Source organism: Streptomyces hygroscopicus (assembly GCF_026168105.1).
GTDB lineage: Bacteria > Actinomycetota > Actinomycetes > Streptomycetales > Streptomycetaceae > Streptomyces > Streptomyces hygroscopicus_D.
In genome coordinates, this window is sequence record NZ_LBMW01000039.1 from 49,035 (window position 1) to 74,706 (window position 25,672).

The following is a 25,672-nucleotide window of genomic DNA, read 5'->3' on the forward strand; positions in this document are numbered from 1 at the left end:
CGACACCGCACGTACCCACCCTCCTCCTGCAGAACGAGCCGCCCATGACAACGAGTAACGGCCGCCGCCGCCGTGCCCGCGCTCCCCGCACTGCCCTGCTGAGCAGCCGCCCCGGGTTCGTCACCCTGGCGGCCCTCCTCGTCGTCGCCTCGGTGACGGCGACCTTCCTGGCGCTGACGCGGCCGGACAAGACCGCGCCGACCGCTTCCGATGACGCCGGGAAGGGCAAGAACTACGCCACCAAGCCGACCCCGGAGCCGAAGTGGGACGGCAGGACGAGGATCATCGGCGACGGCTCCACCTCGTACACAGGCCCGCAGAAGGGCGAGTTGAAGCCGAAGCCGCTCAAGCCGGGCGAGAAGCCGCCCCAGTTCGTCGTGTTCTCCTGGGACGGCGCGCTCCAGGGCTCCGACCAGCTCTTCTCGCACTACCGTGAGATGGCCAAGGAGTACAACGCCCATATGACGTTCTTCCTCACGGGCATCTATCTGCTGCCCAAGAGCAAGAAGGACCTCTACCACCCGCCGCAGCACCCGGTGGGCTCCGCGGCGATCGACTACGCCACCGACGACCACATCCGCGACACGCTGGAGCAGCTCCGCAAGGCGTACGACGAGGGCAACGAGGTAGGCACCCACTTCAACGGCCACTTCTGCGGCGCCAAGGGCGGCGGCGACTGGAGCGTCGACGAGTGGAAGAGCGAGATCGACCAGTTCTACTCCTTCGTGGAGAACTGGAAGACCAACACCGGCTTCAAGGACATCGCCCCGCTGCCCTTCGACTTCAAGAAGGAGGTCACCGGCGGGCGCGCGCCCTGCCTCGAGGGCCAGCCGAACCTGCTGAAGGCCCTCGCGAGCTACGGCTGGCGCTACGACGCCAGCTCCCCGGGCGACTTCCAGATATGGCCGGCCAAGAAGAACGGCATCTGGGACTTCCCGTTGCAGATGCTCCCGTACGAGAACGGCAAGTTCCAGGGTCTGTCGATGGACTTCAACTTCCTCTACAACCAGTCCGGCGGCGAGACCCACGGCGACCCCGGCAAGTACGCCTTGTGGCAGCAGCAGACCGTCGACTCCTACATGGCCGGTTTCAACCGTGTCTACTACGGCAGCCGGGCGCCCCTGTTCATCGGCAACCACTTCGAGGACTGGAACGGTGGCATCTATATGAAGGCCATCGACCAGGTTGTGAAGAATGTGTGCTCGAAGAAGGGTGTTCAGTGCGTGTCCTTCAAGGAGCTGGCCGACTGGCTCGACGTGCAGAAGCCCGCGACCCTCGCGCAGCTGCGCACCCTTGATCCGGCGCAGTCGCCCGACTGGTCGTCCGTGGTGCACTGACGGGTCGCCCGCTGACCTTCTCCGATGTCTCTTGCGGCAACCCCCTTCACACGAGCCACACATGGCGTGCGAAGATGCCGTCTCCCGGTACGGGAGTACCGGCGTAGAGGGGAACATCATTGAAATCAAGGAAATTGAGCCGTAAGCGGCGTCGCGCGACCATAGTCACGGCGGCGGCCGCCTCGGTCGTGGCGGGCGCGGCACTGCTGCCCAACTGGAGCGCGGGCGCGGCGGTCACCGACGACCCGACGGTGGACCCTGCGACCAAGGCCACCTTCCAGCGGCTGGCCGACGCCGTGTTCAGTGACCGCACGAACGCCCTGGTGGACGGCGCCAGGAGCGGGCAGCAGGGAGACCACCAGCTGACGTCCGGCTTCTCCGGCAAGGTGCGCCTGTCCGGCACGCAGTCGCGTCAGGAAAGCTCCGCCCTGTCCGAGCTGCGCGGCCGCAAGTCCCGCCTCGCGAAGCTGGGTGAGAAGTACAGCGCGGGCAGCACGAGCGTCACGCTGGACGCCACGCAGGTGAAGGGCCGGCGCGCCACCGTCGACGTCACCGAGACCACGACGCTGACGTATGCGAAGGTCCACGGCAACGAGCCGAAGACCACCGGCTTCCAGGCCCACCACGAGCTGACGTTCCGGGCCGACCGTCAGGGCAACTGGCAGCTGACCGGTATCCGCGACACCGACGACGGCTATCTCGCGGTGAACCAGGTGGCCAAGCCTGCCGTCGCCGCACCGGACACCGCCGCCGACGACGGCCCGCCGGAGGCGGCCCGCTCGGCCACCACGTGGCCCGCTTCGGCCAAGCCGAAGAACTTCTCCGCCACCGGCTACGACTACAAGGCCATGGCGGCGTACGCGGCCAAGTACTGGAACCACTACAACCCGGCCTACCCGAACTACAACGGGGAGGCGGACGGCGGCGACTGCACCAACTTCGTCAGCCAGACCCTGAAGGCGGGCGGCTGGAAGCACGTCCCCGGCTCGGCCTCGGACTTCCACAAGTGGTTCGGCAACTCCGAGATCCAGTCGGACTCGTTCGTCGGCGTCAACGAGTTCTCGTGGTTCGCCCTGTCCTCCAAGCGGGTCACCAGCCTCGCCAACGTCTTCCAGCTGGACGTGGGTGACGTGCTGCAGATGGACTTCAACAGGGACGGCTCCAAGGACCACTCCATGATCGTCACCTACCGCAGCCCGCAGGGCGTGCCGTACGTGACGTACCACTCCACCAACACCTACAACAGGTCGGTGGCGAGCATCGTCGCGTCGTACCCGACCGCGGCCTACTACGCCTACCGCACCTGAGCGCATGTGTTCCCGGGCGGGGGCCGGGACTCAGTGACCGGCTCCCCGCTCCTGGCGGATCTGCGCGACCACCCGGGCCGCCGCCTGCCGTACCGCCTCGGTCTCCGTAAGGAAGTGCCAGTAGTCGGGGTGGCGGCCCTCCAGCGTGGCGATCGCCCGGTCGAGACGGGCTACGGACTCGTCGAGCGGGCCGGCGTGCCGCGGATCGGGCGTCGTACGCCCCGACATCGCCAGCCGCTGGGCGTCACGGATCGCGAACCGCGCACGCTCGATCTCCTGCTGCGGGTCCTTCTGCACCGCGTTGAGCCGCCGCAGCCGGTCCCCGGCCGCGGACACGGCCTCGTCCGTCGTGTTCAGCAGCGCCCGTACGGTCGACAGCTGCGAGGTGGCGTCCGGCCAGCGCTGGGCGTCCCGCGCGGCCTGCGCCTCCTTCAGCTTCGACTCGGCCTGCCGTACGGTCTCGGCGGCCTGCTCGGGCACCTGCTGGAGGTCCTGCCAGCAGGCGGCCGCGAACCGCCGCCGTAGCTCGCTCAGCACGGGGGAGACCTGTCCCGCACGGGTGGTGAGCGCCTGCGCCCGGGTGCGCAGGGACGCCAGCCGGTGGTCGATCTCGGCGGCCCGCTCCGGCAGCCGCTCGGCCTGGCTGCGCACGGCCTCCGCCTCCCGTGCGACCCGCTCCGCGCGCTCCAGGGTCCCTTCCACGCCGTGCTGTCCTGCGCCCTGGTTGAGCTTGGTCAGCTCCGGGGCCAGCGCGGCCAGCCGGGCCGCCAGGTCGTCGGCCTTGAGGCCCAGGGACCGGACCCCGTCCAAGGCGTCGCCGGCGGCACGCAGGGCCTGGCGGGCGCGCTCCACGGCGGGGGCGAGCCTGGCGAGCCGGGTCTCGGCCTTGCCGAGCAGTGGCCCGAGTCCCGCGGCGAAACGATCCAGCTCCTGCTTGACCCGGGTCAGTTCGTCCTTGGCGGCGGTGAGTTCGGCGCGGGCGCGGGAAGCGGCGGAGGCCTCGAGATCGGCCCGGTCGAGGTCCTGAGCGTCGACGGCGGCGATGTACCGGTGGCTGACCTCGTCGATGCGCCGCCCGAACGCCTCGAAGTCGGCGACCGCCCGGCCGGCGGCGGGGGAGTCGTCGACGGCGGCGATGGTCTCGATCGAGATCCTCAGATCGCGCTGCGCGGTGTCGAGCTCGTAGAACGCGGCCGCGGCGGCGTCCTTGGCGGCCTGCGCCTCGGCGCGCTGCCCCTCGGCCCGCCCACCGAACCACCGCCGCGTCCCGCCTCCGGCGAACGCCGCAGGAAGCACCAGGGCCGCGACGAGCGGGATCGCGAGGAGAGCGAGCGCGTCCCGGGCGGGGGAGGGCCGACCCCGGCGGCCGGAACGCCGGGGCGCGGGCAGCGGGGTCCCGGCGCCGGCCGGCGTGAGCTGGTGGCCGGTCGCGGCGGGGGGAACGGAGCGGGTCGGGTTTGCGGCTGTGCGGGGGGAGCGGGCCGGGGCCGGGGTGCGTGTGGTGGCGTCCCGTCCGGGGCCGCGGTCCGGCCGCGGTCCGGCGGTGTGGCCGAGCAGGGTGTGGCCCGTGAGCTCCGGCCCTTCGGCGCCCCGCTCGGCGGGGTCGCTGCACGTGTACGGCGCGGCGCTGCCGACCGTTTCCGGCGCGGAGTCGCCGCGCGTTTCCGGCGCGGCGCCGCCGACCGTTTCCTGGGTGACGTGCCGGCCGTCGCGCCCGGCATGGGCCGGAGGCGAGGCGTTCAAGGGGCCGGGCCGGGGGCTCGGCGATCGGCGATGCGCGCACGGCGCAAACGGCGTGCACGGCTGTGGTGGTGTCGCCGTCACATCCCTCTCCCGTGCTGTCATCCGCCCTGCCCGGAGTCATTCTCCCACCGGTTGAGGACGAACACACGGGGCGGTCGGTTCACGGTGCGCCGTGACCGTGACCGTGACCGTGACCGTTCCCGCCCCGCCCGGGTGACCTACCCCGCCGTGCGTATGGTGACGGACCCGTCCGTCGTCCGTGCGTCGACCACATGGGAGCTGGTGCCGTCCCTGGGGACGGACACATGGACCGGGCCGTCCTCGGAGTGGGTGCTCACCCGGTAGGTGGCGTGCGGCAGGGCGATCGAGACGGAGCCGTCCTCGCTGCTGGACTCCACCAGGTCGGGGACGGCGCCGAGTTCCAGGTGCACCGAGCCGTCGAGCGTCGTGGCGTGCACACGACGTGAACCCACCCCCGTGGCGCTGATCGATCCGTCGTCGCTGCCGAGCGTCAGCGGCCCCGTGGAGTCGGTCACCTGCACCGAACCGTCGCGCGTACGAATGCTCAGCGCCTCCTTGAAACCCTGCGCACGCACGCTGCCGTCGTTGTTCTCCACCTTGACGGCGACCCCGCGCGGCACCTCGACCCGGTGCCTGGCGGAGCAGTCGGCGAGCAGGCCCGAGCACCGCATCCGCAGCACGAGCCGGTCGTCCTTCACGCTCCAGGTCGCCCGGGGGTCCCCGCCGACCACGACGGTCCCCCTGAACCACCGCGTGACCTGGACCTTCTCCACATCCGCCGGGACGATCTCCAGCGCCGAGTCATCGGAGTCGACGGTGAGCGTACGGCTGTGCAGCGCGAAGGACAGATGGTCCGGATGCGGGTCGTCCGCGGCATCGCCGCCTCCGCACGCCGTGGCCATCGCGACGAGCGCCGCGACGACTCCGGTGACGGCGACCGCGCGAGCACACCGAGTGCGTCCACCGCGCCGAGTACGTCCGGCACGCGCAGCCGTACGATCCATGACGATCTCCCCCTGGGAACGTGAAGTCACAAAGCCGGAAGCCCCAAGCCCCCGGCGAATTCCGACCGTATGCGGTCAGGGCCCGTGGGAGTATCCGGCGCGCTCCCGGATGCCGGGTGGGGTTAACCCCCGGTGGCCGCTCCTCCCACGGTCACAGGTCCAGGGGTTTGCGAGGCACGCCGTCCGGCAATGTAGGCTGTCGACTCGTCCCGGGCGCGTAGCTCAGCGGTAGAGCGCCGCCCTTACAAGGCGGATGTCGGCGGTTCGAAACCGTCCGCGCCCACCCAGTCTCAGGACGCGATGAAGGCCCAGGCCGGCGGGTGAGAACCCGGAGGCCTGGGCCTTGATCATTTCCGGCTGCCCGGAGCCGTCGTGCCACTTGCGTGCCAGACGGACCGCGCGGGGGCCGTTTCACTCTCCTGATCCGGCCGTCGACGTAGTCGGCGATCTGGTGGTCACGGCCATTGACGAGGCGCTGATGGATCAGCGCGGCCCGCACGGTCGCGTCCAGGGCAGCCCATAGTTCGCATCGAGCTGTACCTGACCCCCAGCACTGTGTCATCAACGACGGTGGACGGAAACGGATCGCATCAACGACTGACAAATGCTGCCGCTGGGAAACCGGGTCAGCCGGATAGCAATCATGCTGTGACCTGGCTGTACTCAGCTCGGAGGCGATGATCACTACGGTTCCACCGTGCCGATGAACGACGATGTGCCCCCGGGTCACGACAGCCTCGACGACGACAAGTGGAACGTGGTCCTGAACCACGACTTCGTCCGGGGCGCCACTGTGAAGGAAGCCCCTGCCCCCGCGCGGAAGCGGGTGTGGCCGTGGGTTGCCGCGCCGGCGGTATTGGCGGCGGCAGCAGCGGCTTTCCTCCTGCTGAGGCCCACGAGCTCCTCGTCCGACGAAGCTGCCGCGCCTGTGTCGACAGCCTCCGCCCCCGCACCCAGGGTCTCCCCGATGAGCACTGCCGCGGCGCGGCCGGTGATCCCGCCGGCTGAGGCGTTCCCGGCTCATGTGGTAGGCGGTACCGGCGCCTTCACCAAACTGGGTGCGGCCATGTTGAAGTCCTGCACCGAGCCCGATTCAGTGGGACCGACCCTGGCCGCCATGATCGCCGGAAGCAAGGGATGCGTCGGCGAGGAGATCGCGCTCTACAAGGACGCGCGGAACAACCAGTTCAACCTGGCCGTCTTCACGATGAAGGATCCGCAGGACACGGTGAAGCTGGTGACCCGGCTGTCCATGGCCTTCGATGACTACCAGGTGGCCGCGCAAGCCCCACCGCCCGGATCGGGCCTGCGCACCCTGCCGGCCGACAGCGGAATGGTGCAGTCCTTCACGGGACAGGGCCGGGCCATGGTGGTCGGGCTGGCCCAGTGGTCGGACGGCCGGGCCCGCGACTATCAGCGGCTCGCCGACCGTCTGGAGCCGCTGCTCACGAAGGTCTCGAAGAACGTCGCTCGCTACGAGAGCGAGCATTGACTCTGAGCTCCACGCCACGTGGTCAAGCGGTGCTCGCGCCAGCAACCCCCAGTGCCAGGCGGCGGCTCTCCAACCTTCGATGACCGTTCCACATGGAGTTACGGGCCAGAAGGTCGCCGCACGTCCCGATGACGAGCACCGCGTGCCACGGCCGTGCCAGATGCAGGGTCGGCCGCGGTCAACAAGGGTGGCCACCAGGCACATCCGTGCCAGCCGGCCCGGTCAGGGAAGCAGCAGGTCATCGGCAGGACGCACCGGCCTCTCTCCCAAAGCGGTGCTCGGAGTGGGCATGTGGGCCGCAACTCGGCTGCTGCGTCGCTGTCTTCATCATTGGATGGCAGGCGGGCAGCTACCGGCAGGGTGGACTCTGGAGGAGATCCGCAACGTCTCCGGCGATCGAGAGGCCACAGCTCTCGACACCAATCGCGTCGTCACGTGCGTGGGACGGCCGGCACAGGATGAACGGCTCTACCACGAGATCGTCCTGAGGTTCCATGGACTGTGTCTGGTGAAGCCAGGGCCGCCCCAGGGCTCGAGGCGACGACCACAGCTGACAGCCGTTGACCGCTCGGTCGCCCGGTTCGTCCCTTCGGCTGCCACTTGTAGGCCGCGCCGGTCACTCCTCACGGCCATTGGATGGATGTCGCGGCCTGTCCCGTACCCCTGTCGCTCGGCTGAGAGCACGCTCCTTCAGCGGGCTGTGCCTCGGGTGCATCCCCGACGGAAACGGAGTGGGCGCCGATCTTGCTCGCGTCCCTCCGGCACGGGAGAACGGGATGTATATGCGAGTCGTCATGGGAGTCCGCCCACGGTGGGGGAAAGCCGTCGTAGCAGTAGTAGCAGGAGTAGTGGCAGCGGGGGCAATTTGCCTGGCTGAGGCAGGATCGGTGGCGGCCATCGACCATGGCATCTTGGTTGATTGCAACAAAAACCCCAACGCCCTGCTACTCGCTCTCAGCAATCCCCAGCCGGGATCGACGCTGCGGATCAAAGGCGTATGCTTCGGCAACTTCGTCATCCACACCGATCTGACCTTGATCGGCGTGGACGGTGCAGTTCTCGACGGCCATGACACAGGCACCACCGTTACGATCAATGGGGCCTTCCGAGTCAAGCTGAACAACCTGATCATCACCCACGGCGCCAACAGCACCACCTCGGGCGGCGGCATCATCAACAACGGCGGCACGGTGACGCTGAACAACTCCACGGTGCGCAACAACACGGCCACTGCCTCCTTCGGCGGCGGGGGCGGCATTGAAAACAACCACGGCATCATGACGCTGAACAATTCGACGGTGCGCAATAACACCGCCCCTGGCGCGCACGGATTCGGAGGTGGCTTCGACAACGAAAACAGCAGCACCGTGACACTGAACCGCTCCACAGTAAGCAACAACTTCGCGACCGAAATCGGCGGCGGCTTCGAAAATGGCCCCCATACCACGTTGAAACTGCTCTACTCCACAGTGGGCAACAACAGTTCTGGTGAAGTTGGCGGCATCGACACCTCTGTTCCCACCAACTTGACGCTGGACCACTCAACAGTGAGCAAGAACTCCTCGGGAACAGACTCCGGAGGCATCCTCGTTACGCCTGGTACAACAGCGACGCTGTACCGATCGCAAGTCCTCGACAACATTGCAGGGACCGATGGCGCCGGCATCTTCAATCGCGGCAAAACTACGCTGAAGGAATCCACCGTGATCCGCAACATCGCGGGGCGCAACGGCGGAGGAATCTACAACGACAGCCCCGGAAATCTGACATCGCGTCGTTCCACCGTGGAGGACAACACCGCCTTTGACAACGGAGGCGGTATCTACAATCTGGGAGCCGTAACACTGCGAGACTCCAAGGTGCGGCACAACCACCCGAACAACTGCGCCCCGACTCCGATCCCGGGCTGTAGGGGGTAGCCGTTCGACGGCCTACCGGCCTACCCTCCCGCAGGCACCTCGGGTGAGGCAGTGCGGCCGCGCCGTGCAAGCTGCTGGGTCTCATGTCGCCCCTCAACGCTGGCCTCCACGTCGAACGAGTGGGCGACTGCCGTTGGGTAGCCGATCGGCTCAAGCGCTCGGCCGGGCACTGGCTGTTGCGACGCCTCCACGGATTCTGCTGCGGCCATTCACCACCGCCCGGCGCAGGATCACGGCCGTGCTCGAGCCCGGGACCATCGCGACCAGGAAGGCCGCACGGACGAACGCGACAACGGAAGTCAGCATCGGGCCGGCATCAGCGGAAACCCGAACGTCTCACAAGCCCTGTCTCGGTACGGATGCAAGGCGTGGATCCCCAACGCATGGCGGGCGGGCCGCATGGTCAGCGTTCGAACTGCCGACGGGCGTGCCCGCGTCCGAGGGCCCGCCTGTCTCCGGCTGAGCGGCGCGGAACGGCCTCGGTGGGTCCGTACATGTACATGGTGAGTTACATGGTGAGTTACATGGTGGGTTCGTTACATGTACATACGGAAACTCCTGGCAGGCACGGGTGATCTTGCTTGAGACCCGTGTCCGCCAGGAGCTCTGTCGTTACCGACCGACGGTCAGAAGGAGACGCTGGCGCCGGCCTGGTGGTACTGGCCGGCGGTGCCCAGGGCCTCGCTCTTGGCCGCGTCGAGCTGGGCCAGGACGTCGGAGTCCGTGATCGCGGTGTCGCCGAAGAAGACGCCGGCGTGCGGGCTCAGGCCGCCGGAGATGTTGTCGAGCTCGGCGTCGGCGATCTCAACGGTCTGGACCTGGGGAGCGGAGTTCATGATGAAACTTCCCTTCGCATGGACATTCCACAGGGGGAGCGGCCCCGCTGGGGACAGGGGACGGGCCACGGCCGCAGGTGTGCAGCATCCGTTTCCGGAGACCGTTGCGCAATCCTGGCGGCGCAACGGATCAAACCATGGAGCGCGCCGGGCATCCAATCAAACGGCACTCTCACCAGGGCAGTTGAACGCGTCGGCCACTTATCCGTGCGGGCGGGGACACGAATTGGGGGCAGCATCTCTACAAGCTGCGCAACACCGTGAGGCGATCGGTATTGCCAGGGCGGTTGCGAACGGGACACTCCTCGCCAACCGTGCGCCACCCGGCGGGCTCGTGTGCGGATTCGGCGTACCCCGTGCGGTGGTTGCGCATTCGATGTGCAGATTCGCTGAAGTCCGAATGGCGTCCCTTCCTGGAAACCGAACGTGTTCGGTCGATGGCGGAGCGTGTGCGATGTCGGTGAGGTGAACGGCCGGGCAGGGGAGCGGGCGGAAGGGCCTGGAAAGGCGGGAGAGCCTGGAAACGGGAAGGGGATGCCGTCGAGAGCGGACGACCCGGTGACGGGGGATCGCCGAAGCGCGTCCACGAGCTGACTGGAACATCCGAGACCGGCGAGGGAGGCTTTTCCCATGCGGTCGCTCCTCCGCTCTTTCCTGCTGTCAAGGGCGGATCTCTCGTCGGGGGCGGGCCTCCCGTCACGGAGGGTCGGTCACGGCTGGGTCCTCCTCAGGCTCGAGCAGTGCGTGCCGTTCGCGGTCGTGCTGATCGGCCTGGGTATCGAACTCTCGCCGGCGCACTTCCTTTACACAGGCCCCCTCCTCACCGCGATGCCGCCGCTCGCCGCACTGACCATGGGCCCACTGGGCACGCTGTCGGCGGCGGCCGGAGCCCTGGCCGTCACCCTGACGTCCGCCACCCTTCACGACTCGTGGGGGCTGCAGGTCTACAGCAACTTCCTGGGCCTCCTCGTGGTGTCGGTCGCGTGCGTCACGATCAGTCACATCATGGGGACGCGCAGACAGCGGGAGCTCGACCAGATCCGCCGCGTCTCCGAAGCGGCCCAGGAGGTCCTCCTTCGGCCCGTGTCCCCCCGTCTCGGCCCGGTCCGTGCCGCCAGCATCTACCTCGCGGCCGAGGCCGGGGCCCAGATCGGCGGTGACCTGTACGAGGCCGTGCAGACCCGGTACGGGGTCCGGATGATCGTGGGCGACGTCCGGGGCAAGGGCCTGCCCGCGGTGCATGCGGCCGCGGCCGTGCTGGGCGCGTTTCGGGAGACCGTCCACTACGAGCACGACCTGGCCGAGGTCATCAACCACTGTGCAGCCGCTCTGCGTCGGGAGTGCTGTGCGGCCGATCACGACGAGGTGTACCGGACGGAGTGTTTCGTCACCGCGCTCGTCGCCCAGGTGCCGGTCGAATCCGTGGTCCAGTTGGTCAACCGCGGCCATCCGGCACCGCTGGTGCTGCACAAGGGCAGGGTGCGCTCCCTGGGTCCCACGGCGCCGATGCCGCCCCTCGGTCTGGAAGACCTGATCACCCGTCCCGTCGCCACCATCGACAGCTATCCGTTCTCGCCGGGCGACCGGCTGCTGCTGCACACCGATGGCGTCCTCGAAGCCCGCAACAGCTCCGACGACTTCTTCCCCCTGCCCGAGGCCATGGAAGCGGTGCGCGCCCGCAGCCCGCAGGAGTTCCTGGAGCAACTGCATCAGCGGTTGATCAACCACACCCACGACCGGCTGGCCGACGACGTGGCCATGATTCTCATCGACCGGCTCCCGGCGGCAACCGACTGAAAAGCCCCCGCCGTTTCCCTCCCCGACCGGCAACCGGCCCCGATCGTCCGACTTCCGGCGACCGGCCCCGGCCGACCGTGTGCCGACCTGTCGCAGAGTAGTGCCGGTGGTCAGCGGATTCTCCGAAGTCGGAGCACCCGCCGGCCATGTCACTCCGACCTTTCGCCCTCGCCCTCGCCCTTGCCCTCGTCCTCGCCCTTGCCCTCGTCCTCGTCCTCGCCCTCGTTCTTGCCCTCGCCCCGGTTCCTGCCCTCGTTCTGGCCCTCACCCTCGTCCTCGTCCTCGTGCGCGTGCTTCAGCCGCATCCGCGCGTCCACCTTGTTCTCGGCCGCCACTTCCGCCCAGAAGCGGTGGCACGAGACGAACACCGCGAGTTCCCGCTCCCGCTGCCGGAGCTTCTCCACCTCGGCCTGTTCGTCCTCGGTCCAGCCGGGGGAGGCCGGGCGCTCCACCTTGCGCCAGCCGTTGTCGTCGCTGAAGCCGTCCAGCGGGTCCACCGACCAGGGAAGCCGCTTCAGCAGGGCCAGGAGCTCCGCCCGGACCTGATGCAGCTCCTCCTGGCCGGCGAGGAGGTCACTCGGAAAGTCATAGGTCGCAGCCACACCACAATGCTACGCCTGTTCGATTTTGCGACGCGACTCGCTTCTCTCGCTTCACTTGAACGAATTTCCGGCATGGGCAGGCTCGTCCTGCGGGGCGGGCATCCTGGCCTGAAATCGCTTGAAATCAATCAGGCCAGGCTGTGCAGTTCAGGCTGGACAGCCTGAACTGAAGAATTTAGGGTGGCGTCATGGACCAGAACCCCGAAGGTGTCTCCGAGTCCGCCGCCCGCGCGGCACGTGACCTGCGGGTGCTGTTCAGCCGACTGCGGCGTCGTATCAGGGAGGTCGCGGGCGACGACGAGCTCACGCCCTCCCAGGTGTCCGCGCTCACCCTGGTGAGCAAGGGCGGCGCCGCCACGGCCAGCGCCCTCGCCTCCGCCGAGGGCGTGCGCCCGCAGTCCATGGCCGCCACACTCGCCGTTCTCGAGCAGCACGGCCTGATCCGGCGCAGCCCCGACCCCGAGGACGGCCGCCGCCAACTGGTCACTCTCACCGAGGCCGGGCGCGAGCGTGTCGAGGGCGACCGGGAGGCCCGCCACGAGTGGCTCGCCCGTACCCTGCAGGACCGCTGCACCGAGGACGAACGCCAGACCGTCCTCGCGGCCCTCTCCGTGCTGGAACGGCTCACTCAGCCGTGATACCGAAACTCGTCCGGACGGCCTCCGGGACCCGGCGGCCTCCCCCGGCCGACCGCTTCGACCACCGGCTGATCGCTCCGATGATCCTGGGTTCCGTACTGAACCCGATCAACTCGTCGATGATCGCCGTGGCGCTCGTCCCCATCGGTGCGGCCTTCGGGGCACCGCCCGCCGAGACCGCATGGCTGGTGTCGGCGCTCTACCTCGCCACCGCCGTGGGGCAGCCCGTCATCGGACGGCTCGTCGACATGTACGGGCCGCGCCCCCTCTATCTCATCGGTACGGCGCTGGTGGGCGCCGCGGGGCTGATGGGCGCCCTCGCGCCTTCGCTCGGCGTGCTGATCGTCGCGCGGGTGCTGCTCGGCCTCGGGACCTCGGCCGCGTATCCGGCGTCCATGCAACTGATCCGGAGCGAGACGGAACGCACTGGGCAGAACAGCCCGGCCCGAGTGCTGACCGCGCTCTCCGTCGCCAACCAGACCGTCGCCGTCGTCGGGCCCGCGCTGGGCGGCTTCCTGATCGGACTGGGCGGGTGGCGTGCGATCCTCACGGTCAACCTGCCGCTGTCCGCGGCCTGTCTGGTCCTCGGCACGCTGTGGCTGCCCAGGACGAAGAGCGCGGGGGAGCAGCGCGGTGTCGACCTGCCGGGCATGGTCCTCTTCGCCGTCACACTCCTGTCCCTCATGTTCTTCCTGATGAGCCCCCGGCTCGCGCACTGGTGGCTGCCGCCGCTCGCCGCCGTGGCCGCCGCCGGGTTCGCCCTGCGGGAGCTGCGGACGGCCGGGCCGTTCATCGACCTGCGGGTGCTCGGCGGCAACCTCCCGCTGCTCGCCACGTATCTGCGCCAACTCCTCGGCTACACCACCACGTACTCCTTCCTGTACGGCTTCACACAGTGGCTGGAGGAGGGGCGCGGACTGCACGCCTCCACCGCCGGTCTGGTGCTGCTCCCGCTGTCGGCGAGCGCGCTCGCCGTCTCCGGCCTCACCGGGCGCCGCGAGGCCGTGCGCCGCAAGCTGCTCGTGGGCGGCCTCGTGCAGATCGCGGCCTGTGCCGGGCTGCTCCTGCTGGACTCCGGCAGCCCGATCGCGCTGCTGCTTCTCGTCGGCGCCGTCATGGGCATACCGCAGGGCCTGATCGGCCTCGCCAACCAGAACGCCCTCTACCGTCAGTCCGCCCCCGAGCGCATCGCCTCCGCCGCCGGGCTGCTGCGCACCTTCTCGTATCTCGGCGCGCTGGGAGCCTCCGCCGCCAACGCGGCCTTCCTCGCCCACGGCGCCGACACGGCGGGACTGCACGAGCTGGCCCTGTTCATGGCGGCGGGATCCGTCCTGCTCGTGCTGGTCACCCTGCCCGACCGCTCACTGTCCACCCTCACACCCGCCTCCGGAAAGGCTTGAACCATGGCTCTCACCGCGCTCGACCCGCGCACCGCCCTCGTCGTGATCGACCTGCAGAACGGCATCGCCGGTCTGCCCACGCAGCCCCACAGCGGCCCCGAGGTTGTGGCTCGCAGCGCCGAACTCGCCGACGCCTTCCGGGCCCGGGACCTCCCGGTCGCCCTGGTCCGGGTCTCCTTCGCCACCGACGGGTCCGACGCGGTTCCCGGCCGCACCGAGCAGCAGCGCGGCGCCCGCGCCTTCCCCGAGGGCTGGGACCTCATCGTCGACGAACTGTCGGGGCACCCGGGCGACATCCACGTCACCAAGCACAACTGGGGCGCCTTCCACGGCACCGGCCTCGACGTCCAGCTGCGCCGCCGCGGGGTCACCCAGATCGTGCTGACCGGCATCGCCACCAGCATCGGTGTCGAGTCCACCGCACGGGCCGCGTACGAGCACGGCTATCACGTCACGCTGGTCACCGACGCGATGGCCGACGCCGACCCCGAGGCGCACCGGGGCAGCGTCGAGCGCATCTTCCCGCGACTCGGCGAGACGGGCACGACGGCCGAGGTCCTGGAGCTGCTGGCCAAGACCCACGCGGTCTGACGCACACCCGCACCCCCCGCCGGGCCGCGGCGCCCGGCGGCTACCTTTGATCTCCGTGACCCTCGATGATCTGCGTGTCTTCGTCGCCGTCTGCCGTGCCGGAAGCCTGAGCGCCGTGGCCCGGGAACTGGGCTGCACCCAGTCGGCCGTCAGCCAGCACGTACGGAGGCTGGAGCGCGAGGTGGGAGTCGGCCTGGTGGAGCGGCAGTCGCGCGGGGTCGTGCCGACCCGGGCCGGACGCGTCCTCCACCAGGCCGCCGCGGAGGGGATGTCCGGGCTCGACCTCGCGCTGCGCAGGCTGGCGGAGATCGCCCGGGGCGACGGCGGCGTCGTACGGATAGCCACCGGCAGCGTCACCGTCCGGCACTTCATGGCCGCCGCGGTGGCGGAGTTCCGGCAGTACCACCCGGGTGTCAGTCTGGAGTTCCAGACCGAGAGCTCGAGCCGGAGCTGCTTCGACGCGCTGCGGGAGCCGGGGCTGGACCTCGCCTGGGTGACCCTCGGGGCGCCCGTGCGAGGGGTCGAGCAGCGGCCCGTCGCGCACCTGCCCTGGGTGCTCGCCGTCCCCGCCGGTGACGAACTCGCCGCGAGGGAGCGGGTCGAGGCCGCCGACCTGGCCGGGCTTCGGCTCATCGGACTGCCCGAGGGCTCCACGTCCCGCACCCAACTTGACGCCGCCTACACAGAGTTGGGGATACCGGCGGCAGCCTCCGACACCAGCGTCGCCGACTGGGACACCGCCATTCTGCTCGCCGAACTCGGCGTCGGCCATGCGGTCGTCCCGGACCTGCCCGGCTGGCGCGTCCACGGCCGGCCCGGACTGCGGTTCGTCCCCGTCCCCGAGTTGCCGCCGCTCGCCGTCGGCTGGGCCGTACGCCGCTGGGACACCCTGTCCCCGTCGGCCCGCGCCTTCGCCGACACGGTCACCCGGCACAACACCGAGCCCTGAGAGCTCAGAACTCCAGGAACGACCACCCCAACTCCCGTACGAGCCTGGTGGCCACCGGAACCGCCACCCCGTGCCGCTCGGCCGCTCTCAGCAACGCCCCGCCGATCGCGTCCAGTTCGACCGGGCGGCCCGCCTCCGCGTCCCGCTGCATCGACGACCTCATCTGCGGCGGGAACGCGTCGTAGCGGGCGAGGGCCGCCGCCGCTTCCGTGGCCGCGCCGCTCGCCCGGCCGACCGCCGCCGTCTCCTCCACCAGGGACACCAGCTCCGCGCGGTACCGGGTGCGGATCTCGCCGAGTGTCGCCCCGTAGCGCGTCGTCAGCAGGGCGAGCGGTGCGAGGAACGCCATCTTCGCCCACAGGGCCGACGCCTCCCCGTCCAGGACGCGTACCTGCACCCCCGCCCACTCCAGGGCTCCGGCGAGCCGGTCGAGCCGGCCGCGTGCCACGGTCTCCCCGGTCAGATCGACCTCCACGAACGGGCTGCCGTGCTCGATCACCCCGGGTGCCACACGCGTCGACTCGACCCGGATGACGGCGGGCGCCACCCGCCCGTCGCCGTAGCGCCCGCGCAGGGCCGCCGGGTGTTCCACACCGTTCAACAGCGGTACGACCAAGGCGTCTTCGTCCAGGGCCGTCGCCGGCACCCGCTCCAGCGCGGCGTCGAGTGCCATCTGCTTGACCGCCACGATCACCACGTCGGCCCGCTCGCGCAGCTCCGTGTCCGCCGCGACGCGGGCGGTGAACGTGCCGTAGCGGTCGCTGCGGACGTGGATGCCCTGCTCGCGCAGCGTCCGCCCGGTCTCCTCGCTCGCGAGACAGATCACCCGGTGCCCGGCCCGGGCCAGCCGCGCGGCGAGCAGTCCGCCGACACCACCGGGGCCCAGTACCGCCACGGTGAGCTCGTCGTTCGCCATGTTCCGTCCCCCATCCTCGCACCGGGTCCCCGGTCCGAGGACCCTCAGTGATGATCACAAGGGGTCAGCACTCCAGTCAATCCTCGGGTGAACTTGCCGACCCCCCAGGAAATGCTGGGAGTTGGGCCGGCGCCGGACCCGTGTGGAGCCGTCCTACAGCCGTACCGAGGCCCCCGGCGCCAGCAGGTGCAGACGGTCCGTCAGGCCCGCCTGGGCGAAGGCCTTCGTCAGCGTGGCCCCGTCCTGGGTGAAGTGGGCCCAGTGCTCGAAGTGCAGCGGGACGACATGGCGGGCGCCCAGGATCCGGGCGGCCTCGGCAGCCGCCTCGCTCGTCAGCGTCAGCGGGGCGTCCGGGACGAGCGGGGTCCGCGCGGCACCGGCGAACAGGACGGCCACGTCGATCGGGCCGAGACGGCCGGCGATCGTACGGACCACGTCGAGGGAGGCGTTGTCGCCGCTGACGTACACCGTCGGCAGGCCCCCTCCGGACAGGACGAAGCCGGTGACCTCGCCGACGAGCGGCTCGCTGCCCTCGGGGCCGTGCAGTGCGGGCACGGCGGTCACGCGCAGCGCGCCGCCGTCGGGACGGGGCAGGTCCAGGTGCTCCCAGGACGGCAGGGCCCGCACGGGGGCGCCGATGCGTTCGTACGCCGACGCCGTGGACAGGGCCAGCGGGACCTCGGCGAGATGGGCGCGGCCCGCCGCGTCGAGGTTGTCGGGGTGCTGGTCGTGGGAGAGGAGGACGGCGTCCACCCGCGCGATCCGCGACGCCGGGAGCGCCGGGCCGGCCGTCTTCACCAGGCTGCGCGAGCCGATGGGGTACTCGCCCGGGGCGTCGAAGGTGGGGTCCGTGAGCAGGCGCAGTCCGCCCAGTTCGATGACGGCGGTGGGGCCGCCCACATAGAGGATGTCGACAGTGGTCATGCCGTGCACAATCCGGCGGCGCCGCCGGGGTATTCCCGCCGGGGTGTTCCCCGCGCGCCCGGGAGGGCGGGTGGGCGACGGCCGGGAGGGGCGGGTGCGTGGCGTTACGGAGAGCGGGTGCGCGGCGGCCGTTCGCGCGACACTGGAGCCATGTGCCGCAGTATCAAGACGCTCCGACCGCCCGCCCTCCCCGAAGAGGCCACGGAGGAGGACATCCGGGCCGCCGCGCTCCAGTTCGTGCGCAAGGTCTCCGGCTTCCGTGCCCCGGCCGCCCACAACCGCGAGGTCTTCGACCATGCGGTGGACGCGATCGCCGCGGCCACCGCGGACCTGCTGGCAGGTCTCGAGGTGCGCGGACGTTCGCGGGACGCTACTTCCGCGCTGCCGGGCGGCGTATGAGGCAGGCCGCGCCTGCGCCCGCCGCGAACAGGGTCGCCACCGATACGCCCGTCGCCAGCCAGGTCGCGCCCAGCCACTGGCCGCCGAAGTAGCCGAGGGCCACGCTGTATCCGGCCCAGGCTATGCCGGCAAGCGCCGACCAGGGCAGGAAGTCACGGGCCCGGCGGTGGGCGGCGCCCGCGCCCAGCGAGACGACGGACCGGCCCGCGGGCGCGAACCGCGCCAGGATCACCAGCGCGCCGCCGCCGCGTGCTAGCGCCGCTCCGAGGCGTTCCTGCGCGCTCGTCAGCCGGCGCGAGCGGGCGATGGCGCGGTCCAGGCGGGCGCCGCCGCGCCAGGCCAGTCGGTACGCCACCAGGTCGCCCAGGACCGAGGCGGTCGCCGCGCACAGCGCGAGCCCGAGGACGTCCGGCGCGCGCGCGACGGCCGAACCCGCCGCGGCCGCCGTCGCCGCCGTGATGACCAGGACACCGCTCGGCAGCACCGGAAGGAAGACGTCCAGCAGGACCGACGCGGCCACCACGGGGTAGATCCAGGGGCTGCCGGCCAGCGACCCCAAACTCTCAAGCACCCGGAACTCCCCGTCCGACTCCCCGGAGGCAACTGCGTGCCGCGATGTCGCGGGGGAGCGGCAGGAGCGGCCTTTTTCGACAGCCGTACAGCGTACGCGGGTGCGGTGACAGGGGATGCACCGGGGGCCGTCGAGGTGCCGGGCGCCCTGACATGTGGGCGGCGCCCACGCCCGCGAGCGGGGCATGGGCGCCGTCGTACGTCCGCGAGGGATCGGGCCGGGACGGATCAGGCCGCGACGGGCTGCGAGGTCCGGTTCTCCTCCGCGGCCGGACGGGAGGAGAAGAGGCGGTCGAGGCCGAACGCGCCCGAACCGGTGAACACCAGCAGCAGGAACGACCAGCAGAACAGCACCGAGGGCTCGCCGCCGTTCTGGATCGGCCACAGGGCGGCGGACTGGTGCACGTCGAAGTACGCGTACGCCATCGAGCCGGAGGCCGCGAACGCGGCAGCGCGGGTGCCGAGGCCCAGCAGCACCAGGGCGCCGGCGACGAGCTGGATCACGGACGCGTACCAGCCGGGCCAGGTGCCTGCCGGGATGGTGCCGCCGTGGCTGCCCATCGCGCCGCCCAGGACGCCGAACAGGGAGGCGGCGCCGTGGCAGGCGAAGAGCAGGCCGACGACCATGCGGAACAGGCCGACGGCATATGGCTGGGCGCCGTTGAGACGTGCGGTCATGTGGGGGGCTCCTTCGGTCTGGTTGCGGTCCGCGAACGGACCGGTCTTGGGGACGGAAACCGATCGAGCCACAGGTTAGGTCGGCCTAATCTATGCTTGCAAGTTCAACATCTGGCCAAGGATTCGGGCCCGCTTGCGGTTCCGTTTCCGTCGCTGCCGCACGCAGGACGGCTCTGGCCAGCGCATCGGCGTCCGACAGCGTGACTGAATCCACGCCGGGCCGGGCGCCTGCCGCGGTCACCCAGTGCACGCCTTCCGTGGGTACGCCGAATGCGAACCGCCTCGGGTGAGCAATACCCTGACGGTCTATCAGACGGTAGGGCCGCGATGTTACGTCCAGGCCTCCGGTTTCGTAACCGTCCACGATGTGTGGCCTGCATGCACCCGTCCGGACCAAGTGGGCGAGGAGTTCGTCGGCGGTGCGCCGAACATCCGGCTCCGGCAGCCGCGCCTCGACGAGAGTGCGGGCGCGTACGGCCGAGCCGGGCACGTCGGGCGAGTGCGCGACCCAGGCCCCGTCCTCGACCCGCACCTCAAGGCGCGGGCCCACGACCTCCAGGACGCCCGCCTCGATCAGGGCGGTCATCTCCTCGATGCGCTGTCTGGGCGGCCCGATGGACAGGAAGGCGTTGAGAGGGGTGTACCAGCGGTCCAGATGATCCCGGCGGGAGGCTCCGGGCAGTCCGCCGTGGTCGACGATCAGGCGCAGCTCGTTGCGCAGGTCGCGCAACACGTCCAGAGCGGCCTTGAGCGGTCCCTCGACATTGCCGAGCGCCGCCTGCGCGGCGTCCTCGCGGAGGTGGCCCAGTAGCCAATCGCGCCACTGTGAGGTCGAGCTGAAGGTACGGCCCCCGTACGGACGGGAGACGCGGTCCCAGCACCAGCGGTCCGCAGGGGAGAAGCCGAACTCGTCGAGGAGGGCGGTCTCCTCGGGGCCGTGGTGGGCGGTGGCGAGAAAGCGCTCACGGAACTCGGGCCGTTCGGTGTCCCGGCGGGCCAGCAGGGCCTCGTAATAGACCGTTTCCACCTCCTTCGCCACCAACGGCCATATCTCGGCCAGGAAGTCCGGGGCCTCCCCGGAGTCCGCGCGCTTGCGGAAGCGGACGGTCGCCTCGTCCGTCAGCAGCAGCGGCACATGGCGGCCGTAGGGGCCCTTCGCGTTGTCGCCGCGCGCCTGGTACGGGACACCGCGGCGGGAACCGGCGTACAGCCGTGGCTCCCGGCCCGACGGGAGGTAGCGCAGTCGGCCGGCGGTGCGGGCGAAGCGACCGCCGCGGCCCGCGGTCAGCAGGGCCATGTGGTCGAAGAAGTTGAGGCCCAGCCCGCGTAGCAGGACCGGTTCGCCGGGGGCGAGCGGGGAGAGGTCGACGTCCGCCGGATTGGCGGGCGGGACGTGGCGCAGGCCGTGGCGGGCTGCCTGCGTGGCGAGCCTCCGCTGGGCGGAGCCGGCGACCGTCGGCAGGTGGCCCTGGGCGAGCACGACCGCGGACAGGCCGGTCAGGGCGTGGCCGGTGGAGAGGGTCAGGGTCTGACGGCCGCCGGGGGCGTCCTCCAGCCGTGTCGCGCGAGCGGTGTGCACCTCGACCCGCAGGCCGTCCGGCGCCCCGTCCGCCACGCGGGCGAACACCCATTCAAGATAACGGCCGTACTGGGCACGGGTGGGGTAGTCGTCGGGGCGAAGTGTCGCGGCGTCGGACTCCGGCGTTCCGGTGTCGGGCGTCCGGTGTCGGGTGGTGGTGGGCTCGGGTGTTTCGGTGTCGGGCGTCCGTGGTTCCGTCTCGGGCGTCGACTCCCCGGCGCCCGCTCCCTGGTCGGAGAACCGGGGCCCCGCTCTCCCGTGCGCGGCGCCCCCGTTGTCCCGCGCCCCTGCGTACGGGCTCGTGTCCCGCGCCCACTCGTACAGGCTCGGTCCCGGCCGGATCGGGCCCGCGCACTCAACACTCTCGTCGGTGAACAGCGTCACCTGGCAGGCCACCGTGTTCATCAGCAGCTCCGGGGGCTGCGCGGTCCGCCAGACGCGGCCCGGGCCCGGTGGTGCCGGATCGATGACGTGCACGGTCAGCCGTACCCCTTGCGGGAGCAGCTCCGGCGCGGAGGCGCAGAGGCGTTCCAGGACGCTCGTGCCGCGCGGTCCCGCGCCGACGAGGGCGACGGAGACGGACACGGGTTCCACGGTCGCGGCAGACAAAACGGGTGACTCCCGGGCGTGTGGGGGCGCAGGGTGACGGGCCCGCCCGCCGGAAGCGGACGGTCCGCCTCATCATGCCTCCCCAAGCTCTTCGAGCAGGGGGCGCCCCCGGACGCATGCAAACCAACGCGCGTCCCACACGCCCCGGATGTCCCTCATGGGGCGGTCAGAGAGAACTCCTCCACGGTCGTGAGCCGTGCCGATCCGGTCCCGTCCGGGCGCGCCCGGGCGACCCGCAGCGACGCGGAACGGCCGCGCAGGGTCAGTGTCATGAGCTGGTTGCCGAACCACGGGCCGCCCGTCCGGCGCCACTCGAGGCGGGTGCGCACACCCCGTCCGTGCCGGGCGAGACAACTCCCCAGCGCACGCCCGAGCCCGCTCCAGCCGAAGCGGAAGCCGATCTTCATGGACAGCGGGACGGAGTTGTGGACGGGGGAGCAGACGAGCTGGAGGACACGGGCGTCGGGCCCGGCGCCCGGCCACCCGGGCTCGGCGGCATACGCATGATGCACATCACCGGACAGCACGCACACGCTGGCCGGCGCGCCGGGCCCCGTACCCGCCTGGCGAACGAGGTCCGCGAGTTCCTCGAACGACTCCGGGAACGCCGCCCAGTGATCCAGGTCCGCCCCTCGGCGCAGGCGTTCGCCGAAGCGGGCCCAGCGGGCACCGCGCGTGCCACGGCACAGGGAGGCGTTCCATGCCTCGGCGTCGTGCAGGAGGCGGGGGAGCAGCCAGGGCAGGGAGGTGCCGATCAGAAGGTGGTCGCAGGCGTCCCGCGCGTCGAGCATCTGCTCGCGCAGCCACTGGGCCGCCGCCGGATGCAGCATCGCCCGTCCGTCCTCCGCGAGAACCCGCGCCGCCCGGGTGTCCAGCATCACCACCCGTACGCGGCCGAGGTCCCGGCGGTGGCTCCAGGAGACCGTGGCGGGATGGGCGTCGGCCTGGGCGGCGTACGCGCGCAGCACGTCCGTGCCGTCCGGAGTCCCGCGCACGGCCGCGTACAGCGGGTCCTCGGCCAGCTGTGCCGGGGAGAGATTGCCCAGGTGCTGGTGGACCCAGTACGACATCAGGCCGCCCAGCAGCCGCTCGCGCCACCACGCGGTCGCGCGCATGTCGGCGACCCAGGACGCGCTGGTGTTCCAGTCGTCGGCGATGTCGTGGTCGTCGAAGATCATGCAGCTGGGCACGGTGGACAGCAGCCAGCGCACCTCGGGGTCCAGCCACGACTCGGGGTAGAGCCAGGTGTACTCCTCGTAGTCCGCGACCTGGCTGCCCGGGGAATCGGACAGGCCGCGGCGGGTGGCGATCCGGCGGCGGATCGCGGCGGAGGTCTCGTCCGCGTACACCTGGTCGCCCAACAGGAGGAGCACATCGGGGGGTTCGGCGTCCGGGGCGGCGGCGAGACGGTTCGCCAGGGTGTCCAGCGCGTCCGGGCCCACCGGGTCCTTCCCGCCTTCGGGAGGGGCGGCCCAGCGGCAGGAGCCGAATGTGATGCGGACCACCTCGGGGCCGGGCGTGCGGATGACGGAGGGCGGGAGGGGCGAGTCGGGCAGGGGCCACACACGGGCGCCGTCCAGCAGCACCTCGTACGCGTCCGCCGTGCCCGGCGCCAGGCCGGTCACCGGGACTATCGCGTAGTGGTGCCCGGCGATCTGGAAGGTGCGGGCCGTGCCGTGGGCGCCCGAGGCGCAGCGCACCTCGGCCGTGCACGGACGGCTCGTCTCGACCCAGACGGTGGCGGACGAGCCGTCCACGAATCTCAGCAGCGGTCCCAGGCGCAGCCTGGCCATGGCGATCCCCTCCTCCCTCGCCCCGTACGGTACGGAACGACGGAGGCGAACGGGGAGGCTCCGGGGCCCTGCGTCTCAGCAGCCGGCGAGGTAGCTCCGGAGCGCGCTCTTCTCGGCGGAGTCGACGGAGAGGTCGTAGTAGTACTTCACCTGCACCCAGGCACGGACACAGGTGCAGACGTACGCGGACCGGGACGGGACCCAGGTGGCCGGGTCCTGGTCGCGCGTTGCTGACGTGCCCATGACATAAAGAGGGATGCGGCGGGAGTTCCGGCCCGGTGAGGTCCGTCCGCCCGTCGCGTACCATGGAGCACGCAGAAGGGGAGTAGCTCTTCGCCGGACCGTCGACACACTGCTCAGCCCGCCTGAGCCGGCGCCCGGAGGCGGATCCTTTCCCGGGATCGGCCAGCGAGACCTTCGGCAAGCAGTGCACGCCCGTGCCCCACGGCACGGGTCGCCCGTGTGCTGCCGTGCCGAGGTGTCGCAGCAGTCACAACACTCTCGGTGGGGCAGCCCCGACCGATTGAGGAATCTTGATCAGCATCAGCGTCCTGGCGCTCGTCTTCGGCGTCATCTTCCTGGCCGAGCTGCCGGACAAGACCGCGCTCGCCGGACTCGTCCTCGGTACCCGCTACCGCGCCTCGTACGTCTTCGCCGGTGTCGCCACCGCCTTCGCGCTGCACGTCGTGCTCGCGGTCGCGGCGGGCAGTGCGCTGACCCTGCTGCCGCAGCCGATCGTGCACGGGCTCACCGGTGTGCTCTTCCTCGGTGGCGCCGCCGTGCTGCTGCTGAAGAAGGGCGACGGCGACGAGGAGATCCGCAGGCCCGAGGACCAGAGCTTCTGGAAGGTGTCGACGGCGGGCTTCATGCTCATCCTGTTCGCCGAGTTCGGCGATCTGACCCAGATCATGACGGCGAACCTCGCGGCCCGTTACAACAACCCCCTGTCCGTGGGGGTCGGCGCGGTCCTCGGTCTGTGGGCGGTCGCGGGCCTCGGCATCGTCGGCGGCAAGGCGCTGATGAGGAAGGTACCGCTGCGGCTGATCACCAAGATCGCGGCTGCGGTGATGGTGGTTCTCGGCGCGTGGAGCCTGTACGAGGCCCTGGCCGCGTGACGCGACCGGGACGTGGCGGGGCCCGGCGGTCCGGATGGCGAACAGTCGGTTGCCGGGCGGTGAAGGCTTCGTCGGGGCGCTGGCGGGATGCTTCAATGTTTTGTACCGTGGAGGAACAAAGTGGCACCCGCCCGCTTCCCCTGACCGGCGGGCGGGGCCGCCTTGTATCTCCGGGGGCCCACCCGTACGTCCCCTCCGCCGTGCCTTGGAGCTGCCGATGACGGCCACCGCCGTGCTCACCGCCCGCGCCCTTCTGCTGGACATGGACGGCACCCTCGTCAATTCGGACGTCGTCGTGGAACGGATCTGGCGCCGCTGGGCCGGCCGGCACGGGCTCGACGGCGACGAGGTGATGACGGTCGTGCACGGACGTCAGGGCCATGCCTCGATGGCCCTCCTGCTGCCGGACCGCCCCATGGAGCAGAACCACGCCGACAACGCCCGCATGCTCGCCGCGGAGACCGCCGACATGAACGGCGTCGTCGAGGTCCCCGGCGCCGCCGCGTTCCTCGCCTCCCTCGCCGGACTCGCGCACGCCCTCGTGACCTCGGCGGACGTGGCGCTGTCCACCGCGAGGATGGCGGCCGCGGGCCTGCCGCTGCCGGACGTGCGGATCACCGCGGAGTCGGTCGGCGCCAGCAAGCCGGACCCCGAGGGCTTCCTCAAGGGCGCCGCCGACCTGGGCGTCGCCCCCGAGGACTGTGTCGTCTTCGAGGACTCCGGCGCGGGCATCGCCGCGGGGCACGCAGCCGGAATGCGGGTGGTCGGCGTCGGCCCCCGGGCCGGTGTGCACCGCCCCGACGCACTGGTCCGGGACCTCACGCAGGTGCGCGCGGAGGCGATGGCGGACGGGACGATCCGGCTGCACATCGGCTGACCCGCCGGTTCCCCCGGATGATGCGTCAGGGCCGTCTCGTCTCCGACTCGAGCCGCGTACGCGTCGCCGCCCCGTAGACCCCCGGCTCGTCCTGCGTGATGCCGCGGGCGAGCTGGTAGTTGCCGACGGCGTTCTCCGTCACGCCGTCGTAGGTGCCGTTCGCTGGGCCGGTGTACAGGTTCAACTGGTTCAGGCGGAGCTGGAGTTCGGTCACCTCGGGGCCCTGGTCGCCGGGGCGCAGGACCTGGACGCGGTTCTGGGCCTGGCCGCCCACCGACGTCGGTGACGCCGAACCGGTGGCCCGCGCGGTCGTCGGCGTCGGGCTCGGCGTGGACCGGACGGTCGGCGTCGGTGGCCCGCTCGTCGGCGACGCCGAGGGCGAGGGGCTGGAGCTCGGCGACGGTACGGCGCTCGTCGCGGGTGCCGCCGCGGACACCGTGGCCGCGGATGCCGGCGAACCGTCCGACGGCGACTCCTCCGGCACGCTCGCCCGGATGTCCTCCGGCAGTGCATCGTCCCGCCGCGGCGGGTTGTACGAGAACAGTCCGGCGGCCAGCCCCGCGGCGGCCACCGCCG

General features: G+C 70.9%; 23 protein-coding genes, 1 tRNA gene and 2 pseudogenes. 14 read left to right on the forward strand and 12 right to left on the reverse strand.

Translation table 11 applies throughout. The features are described from left to right. Nucleotides 1–44 precede the first annotated feature (44 nt). Together AAW14_RS29525 and AAW14_RS29530 are read left to right on the forward strand one after the other, a co-directional pair. Nucleotides 45–1,337, forward strand: a complete 1,293-nt coding sequence (locus AAW14_RS29525) for a hypothetical protein (protein ID WP_265567224.1) — start codon at nt 45–47, stop codon at nt 1,335–1,337. A gap of 161 nt (nt 1,338–1,498) precedes the next feature. Further along, nucleotides 1,499–2,644, forward strand: coding sequence for an amidase domain-containing protein (locus AAW14_RS29530; RefSeq protein ID WP_265567260.1), 1,146 nt, complete (start codon nt 1,499–1,501; stop codon nt 2,642–2,644). Nucleotides 2,645–2,674: 30 nt separating this feature from the next. On the opposite strand, the gene AAW14_RS29535 is transcribed toward AAW14_RS29530, so the two are convergent. Beyond that, nucleotides 2,675–4,033 (reverse strand): hypothetical protein, encoded by a 1,359-nt coding sequence (locus AAW14_RS29535; RefSeq protein WP_265567261.1) that lies wholly within the window; start codon nt 4,031–4,033, stop codon nt 2,675–2,677. Between the two features lie 572 nt (nt 4,034–4,605). Further along, nucleotides 4,606–5,412 carry a DUF4097 family beta strand repeat-containing protein gene (locus tag AAW14_RS29540; RefSeq protein ID WP_265567226.1) on the reverse strand — a complete coding sequence of 269 codons (807 nt, stop codon included), beginning with the start codon at nt 5,410–5,412 and terminating at the stop codon, nt 4,606–4,608. Between the two features lie 211 nt (nt 5,413–5,623). Here AAW14_RS29540 and AAW14_RS29545 point away from each other — a divergent pair. From AAW14_RS29545 to AAW14_RS29555, 3 genes are all read left to right on the forward strand, one after another. Beyond that, nucleotides 5,624–5,695, forward strand: a tRNA-Val gene (locus tag AAW14_RS29545). A 414-nt stretch (nt 5,696–6,109) separates the two neighbouring features. Then, a complete protein-coding gene (locus tag AAW14_RS29550) occupies nt 6,110–6,904 on the forward strand; it encodes a hypothetical protein (RefSeq protein WP_265567228.1) in 795 nt (264 codons plus the stop codon). An 887-nt stretch (nt 6,905–7,791) separates the two neighbouring features. After that, nucleotides 7,792–8,823, forward strand: a complete 1,032-nt coding sequence (locus tag AAW14_RS29555) for a hypothetical protein (protein ID WP_265567229.1) — start codon at nt 7,792–7,794, stop codon at nt 8,821–8,823. Between the two features lie 626 nt (nt 8,824–9,449). On the opposite strand, the gene AAW14_RS29560 is transcribed toward AAW14_RS29555, so the two are convergent. Continuing rightward, nucleotides 9,450–9,659 (reverse strand): hypothetical protein, encoded by a 210-nt coding sequence (locus AAW14_RS29560; protein ID WP_265567262.1) that lies wholly within the window; start codon nt 9,657–9,659, stop codon nt 9,450–9,452. Between the two features lie 630 nt (nt 9,660–10,289). On the opposite strand from AAW14_RS29560, the gene AAW14_RS29565 reads away from it, so the two are divergent. After that, entirely contained in the window at nt 10,290–11,456 is a 1,167-nt protein-coding gene (locus AAW14_RS29565) for a PP2C family protein-serine/threonine phosphatase (protein ID WP_265567230.1), read from the forward strand. Nucleotides 11,457–11,725: 269 nt separating this feature from the next. Here AAW14_RS29565 and AAW14_RS29570 read toward each other — a convergent pair. Then, a pseudogene (locus AAW14_RS29570) lies at nt 11,726–12,058 on the reverse strand (hypothetical protein); the annotation flags it as partial. Between the two features lie 188 nt (nt 12,059–12,246). On the opposite strand from AAW14_RS29570, the gene AAW14_RS29575 reads away from it, so the two are divergent. The 4 genes from AAW14_RS29575 to AAW14_RS29590 are packed head-to-tail and all read left to right on the forward strand — an operon-like array spanning nt 12,247 to nt 15,636. Further along, the gene (locus AAW14_RS29575) at nt 12,247–12,696 is read left to right on the forward strand and encodes a MarR family winged helix-turn-helix transcriptional regulator (RefSeq protein WP_265567232.1); all 450 of its coding nucleotides are present in this window, start codon (nt 12,247–12,249) and stop codon (nt 12,694–12,696) included. Beyond that, nucleotides 12,696–14,096 (forward strand): MFS transporter, encoded by a 1,401-nt coding sequence (locus tag AAW14_RS29580; RefSeq protein WP_416223395.1) that lies wholly within the window; start codon nt 12,696–12,698, stop codon nt 14,094–14,096. The genes AAW14_RS29575 and AAW14_RS29580 overlap by 1 nt, the downstream gene beginning before the upstream one ends. Before the next feature lie 3 nt (nt 14,097–14,099). Then, entirely contained in the window at nt 14,100–14,687 is a 588-nt protein-coding gene (locus AAW14_RS29585; protein ID WP_265567238.1) for a hydrolase, read from the forward strand. A 55-nt stretch (nt 14,688–14,742) separates the two neighbouring features. Beyond that, complete coding sequence (locus AAW14_RS29590; RefSeq protein WP_265567240.1) at nt 14,743–15,636, forward strand: LysR family transcriptional regulator; 894 nt, start codon at nt 14,743–14,745, stop codon at nt 15,634–15,636. Between the two features lie 4 nt (nt 15,637–15,640). On the opposite strand, the gene AAW14_RS29595 is transcribed toward AAW14_RS29590, so the two are convergent. Beyond that, nucleotides 15,641–16,552, reverse strand: a complete 912-nt coding sequence (locus tag AAW14_RS29595) for a ketopantoate reductase family protein (RefSeq protein WP_265567242.1) — start codon at nt 16,550–16,552, stop codon at nt 15,641–15,643. A 153-nt stretch (nt 16,553–16,705) separates the two neighbouring features. Then, nucleotides 16,706–17,476 carry an MBL fold metallo-hydrolase gene (locus AAW14_RS29600; RefSeq protein ID WP_265567244.1) on the reverse strand — a complete coding sequence of 257 codons (771 nt, stop codon included), beginning with the start codon at nt 17,474–17,476 and terminating at the stop codon, nt 16,706–16,708. A 150-nt stretch (nt 17,477–17,626) separates the two neighbouring features. Here AAW14_RS29600 and AAW14_RS29605 point away from each other — a divergent pair, with 150 nt between their 5' ends. Continuing rightward, nucleotides 17,627–17,875, forward strand: coding sequence for a DUF2277 family protein (locus AAW14_RS29605; RefSeq protein WP_265567245.1), 249 nt, complete (start codon nt 17,627–17,629; stop codon nt 17,873–17,875). Here AAW14_RS29605 and AAW14_RS29610 read toward each other — a convergent pair. From AAW14_RS29610 to AAW14_RS29630, 5 genes are all read right to left on the reverse strand, one after another. After that, the gene (locus tag AAW14_RS29610) at nt 17,847–18,446 is read right to left on the reverse strand and encodes a DedA family protein (RefSeq protein ID WP_265567247.1); all 600 of its coding nucleotides are present in this window, start codon (nt 18,444–18,446) and stop codon (nt 17,847–17,849) included. The genes AAW14_RS29605 and AAW14_RS29610 overlap by 29 nt on opposite strands. 227 nt (nt 18,447–18,673) lie before the next feature. After that, nucleotides 18,674–19,123, reverse strand: a complete 450-nt coding sequence (locus tag AAW14_RS29615; RefSeq protein ID WP_265567249.1) for a DoxX family protein — start codon at nt 19,121–19,123, stop codon at nt 18,674–18,676. An 85-nt stretch (nt 19,124–19,208) separates the two neighbouring features. Next, nucleotides 19,209–21,287: an FAD/NAD(P)-binding protein gene (locus AAW14_RS29620; RefSeq protein ID WP_265567251.1), complete on the reverse strand. Its 2,079-nt coding sequence runs from the start codon at nt 21,285–21,287 to the stop codon at nt 19,209–19,211. Between the two features lie 179 nt (nt 21,288–21,466). Continuing rightward, a complete protein-coding gene (locus AAW14_RS29625) occupies nt 21,467–23,104 on the reverse strand; it encodes an alkaline phosphatase D family protein (RefSeq protein ID WP_265567253.1) in 1,638 nt (545 codons plus the stop codon). Nucleotides 23,105–23,179: 75 nt separating this feature from the next. Next, nucleotides 23,180–23,347, reverse strand: a complete 168-nt coding sequence (locus tag AAW14_RS29630; RefSeq protein WP_265567263.1) for a hypothetical protein — start codon at nt 23,345–23,347, stop codon at nt 23,180–23,182. 290 nt (nt 23,348–23,637) lie between these two features. Between AAW14_RS29630 and AAW14_RS29635 the strand changes: the two genes are divergently transcribed. Both AAW14_RS29635 and AAW14_RS29640 read left to right on the forward strand, forming a co-directional pair. Beyond that, a complete protein-coding gene (locus tag AAW14_RS29635; protein WP_265567255.1) occupies nt 23,638–24,219 on the forward strand; it encodes a TMEM165/GDT1 family protein in 582 nt (193 codons plus the stop codon). A 217-nt stretch (nt 24,220–24,436) separates the two neighbouring features. Beyond that, nucleotides 24,437–25,096, forward strand: a complete 660-nt coding sequence (locus tag AAW14_RS29640) for an HAD-IA family hydrolase (RefSeq protein WP_265567257.1) — start codon at nt 24,437–24,439, stop codon at nt 25,094–25,096. Between the two features lie 25 nt (nt 25,097–25,121). Here AAW14_RS29640 and AAW14_RS29645 read toward each other — a convergent pair whose 3' ends face one another. After that, complete coding sequence (locus AAW14_RS29645) at nt 25,122–25,370, reverse strand: peptidoglycan-binding domain-containing protein (RefSeq protein ID WP_265567258.1); 249 nt, start codon at nt 25,368–25,370, stop codon at nt 25,122–25,124. A gap of 22 nt (nt 25,371–25,392) precedes the next feature. Between AAW14_RS29645 and AAW14_RS29650 the strand changes: the two are divergent. Further along, nucleotides 25,393–25,672, forward strand: a pseudogene (locus AAW14_RS29650) (hypothetical protein); the annotation flags it as partial.

Bases quoted from the DNA above. Each gene is read 5' to 3' on its own strand.
- AAW14_RS29525 (WP_265567224.1), top strand. From the start codon at position 45: ATGACAACGAGTAACGGCCGCCGCCGCCGTGCCCGCGCTCCCCGCACT.
- AAW14_RS29630 (WP_265567263.1), bottom strand. From the start codon at position 23,347: ATGGGCACGTCAGCAACGCGCGACCAGGACCCGGCCACCTGGGTCCCG.
- AAW14_RS29540 (WP_265567226.1), bottom strand. From the start codon at position 5,412: ATGGATCGTACGGCTGCGCGTGCCGGACGTACTCGGCGCGGTGGACGC.
- AAW14_RS29575 (WP_265567232.1), top strand. From the start codon at position 12,247: ATGGACCAGAACCCCGAAGGTGTCTCCGAGTCCGCCGCCCGCGCGGCA.
- AAW14_RS29600 (WP_265567244.1), bottom strand. From the start codon at position 17,476: ATGACCACTGTCGACATCCTCTATGTGGGCGGCCCCACCGCCGTCATC.
- AAW14_RS29605 (WP_265567245.1), top strand. From the start codon at position 17,627: ATGTGCCGCAGTATCAAGACGCTCCGACCGCCCGCCCTCCCCGAAGAG.
- AAW14_RS29640 (WP_265567257.1), top strand. From the start codon at position 24,437: ATGACGGCCACCGCCGTGCTCACCGCCCGCGCCCTTCTGCTGGACATG.
- AAW14_RS29595 (WP_265567242.1), bottom strand. From the start codon at position 16,552: ATGGCGAACGACGAGCTCACCGTGGCGGTACTGGGCCCCGGTGGTGTC.
- AAW14_RS29615 (WP_265567249.1), bottom strand. From the start codon at position 19,123: ATGACCGCACGTCTCAACGGCGCCCAGCCATATGCCGTCGGCCTGTTC.
- AAW14_RS29565 (WP_265567230.1), top strand. From the start codon at position 10,290: ATGCGGTCGCTCCTCCGCTCTTTCCTGCTGTCAAGGGCGGATCTCTCG.
- AAW14_RS29560 (WP_265567262.1), bottom strand. From the start codon at position 9,659: ATGAACTCCGCTCCCCAGGTCCAGACCGTTGAGATCGCCGACGCCGAG.
- AAW14_RS29585 (WP_265567238.1), top strand. From the start codon at position 14,100: ATGGCTCTCACCGCGCTCGACCCGCGCACCGCCCTCGTCGTGATCGAC.
- AAW14_RS29625 (WP_265567253.1), bottom strand. From the start codon at position 23,104: ATGGCCAGGCTGCGCCTGGGACCGCTGCTGAGATTCGTGGACGGCTCG.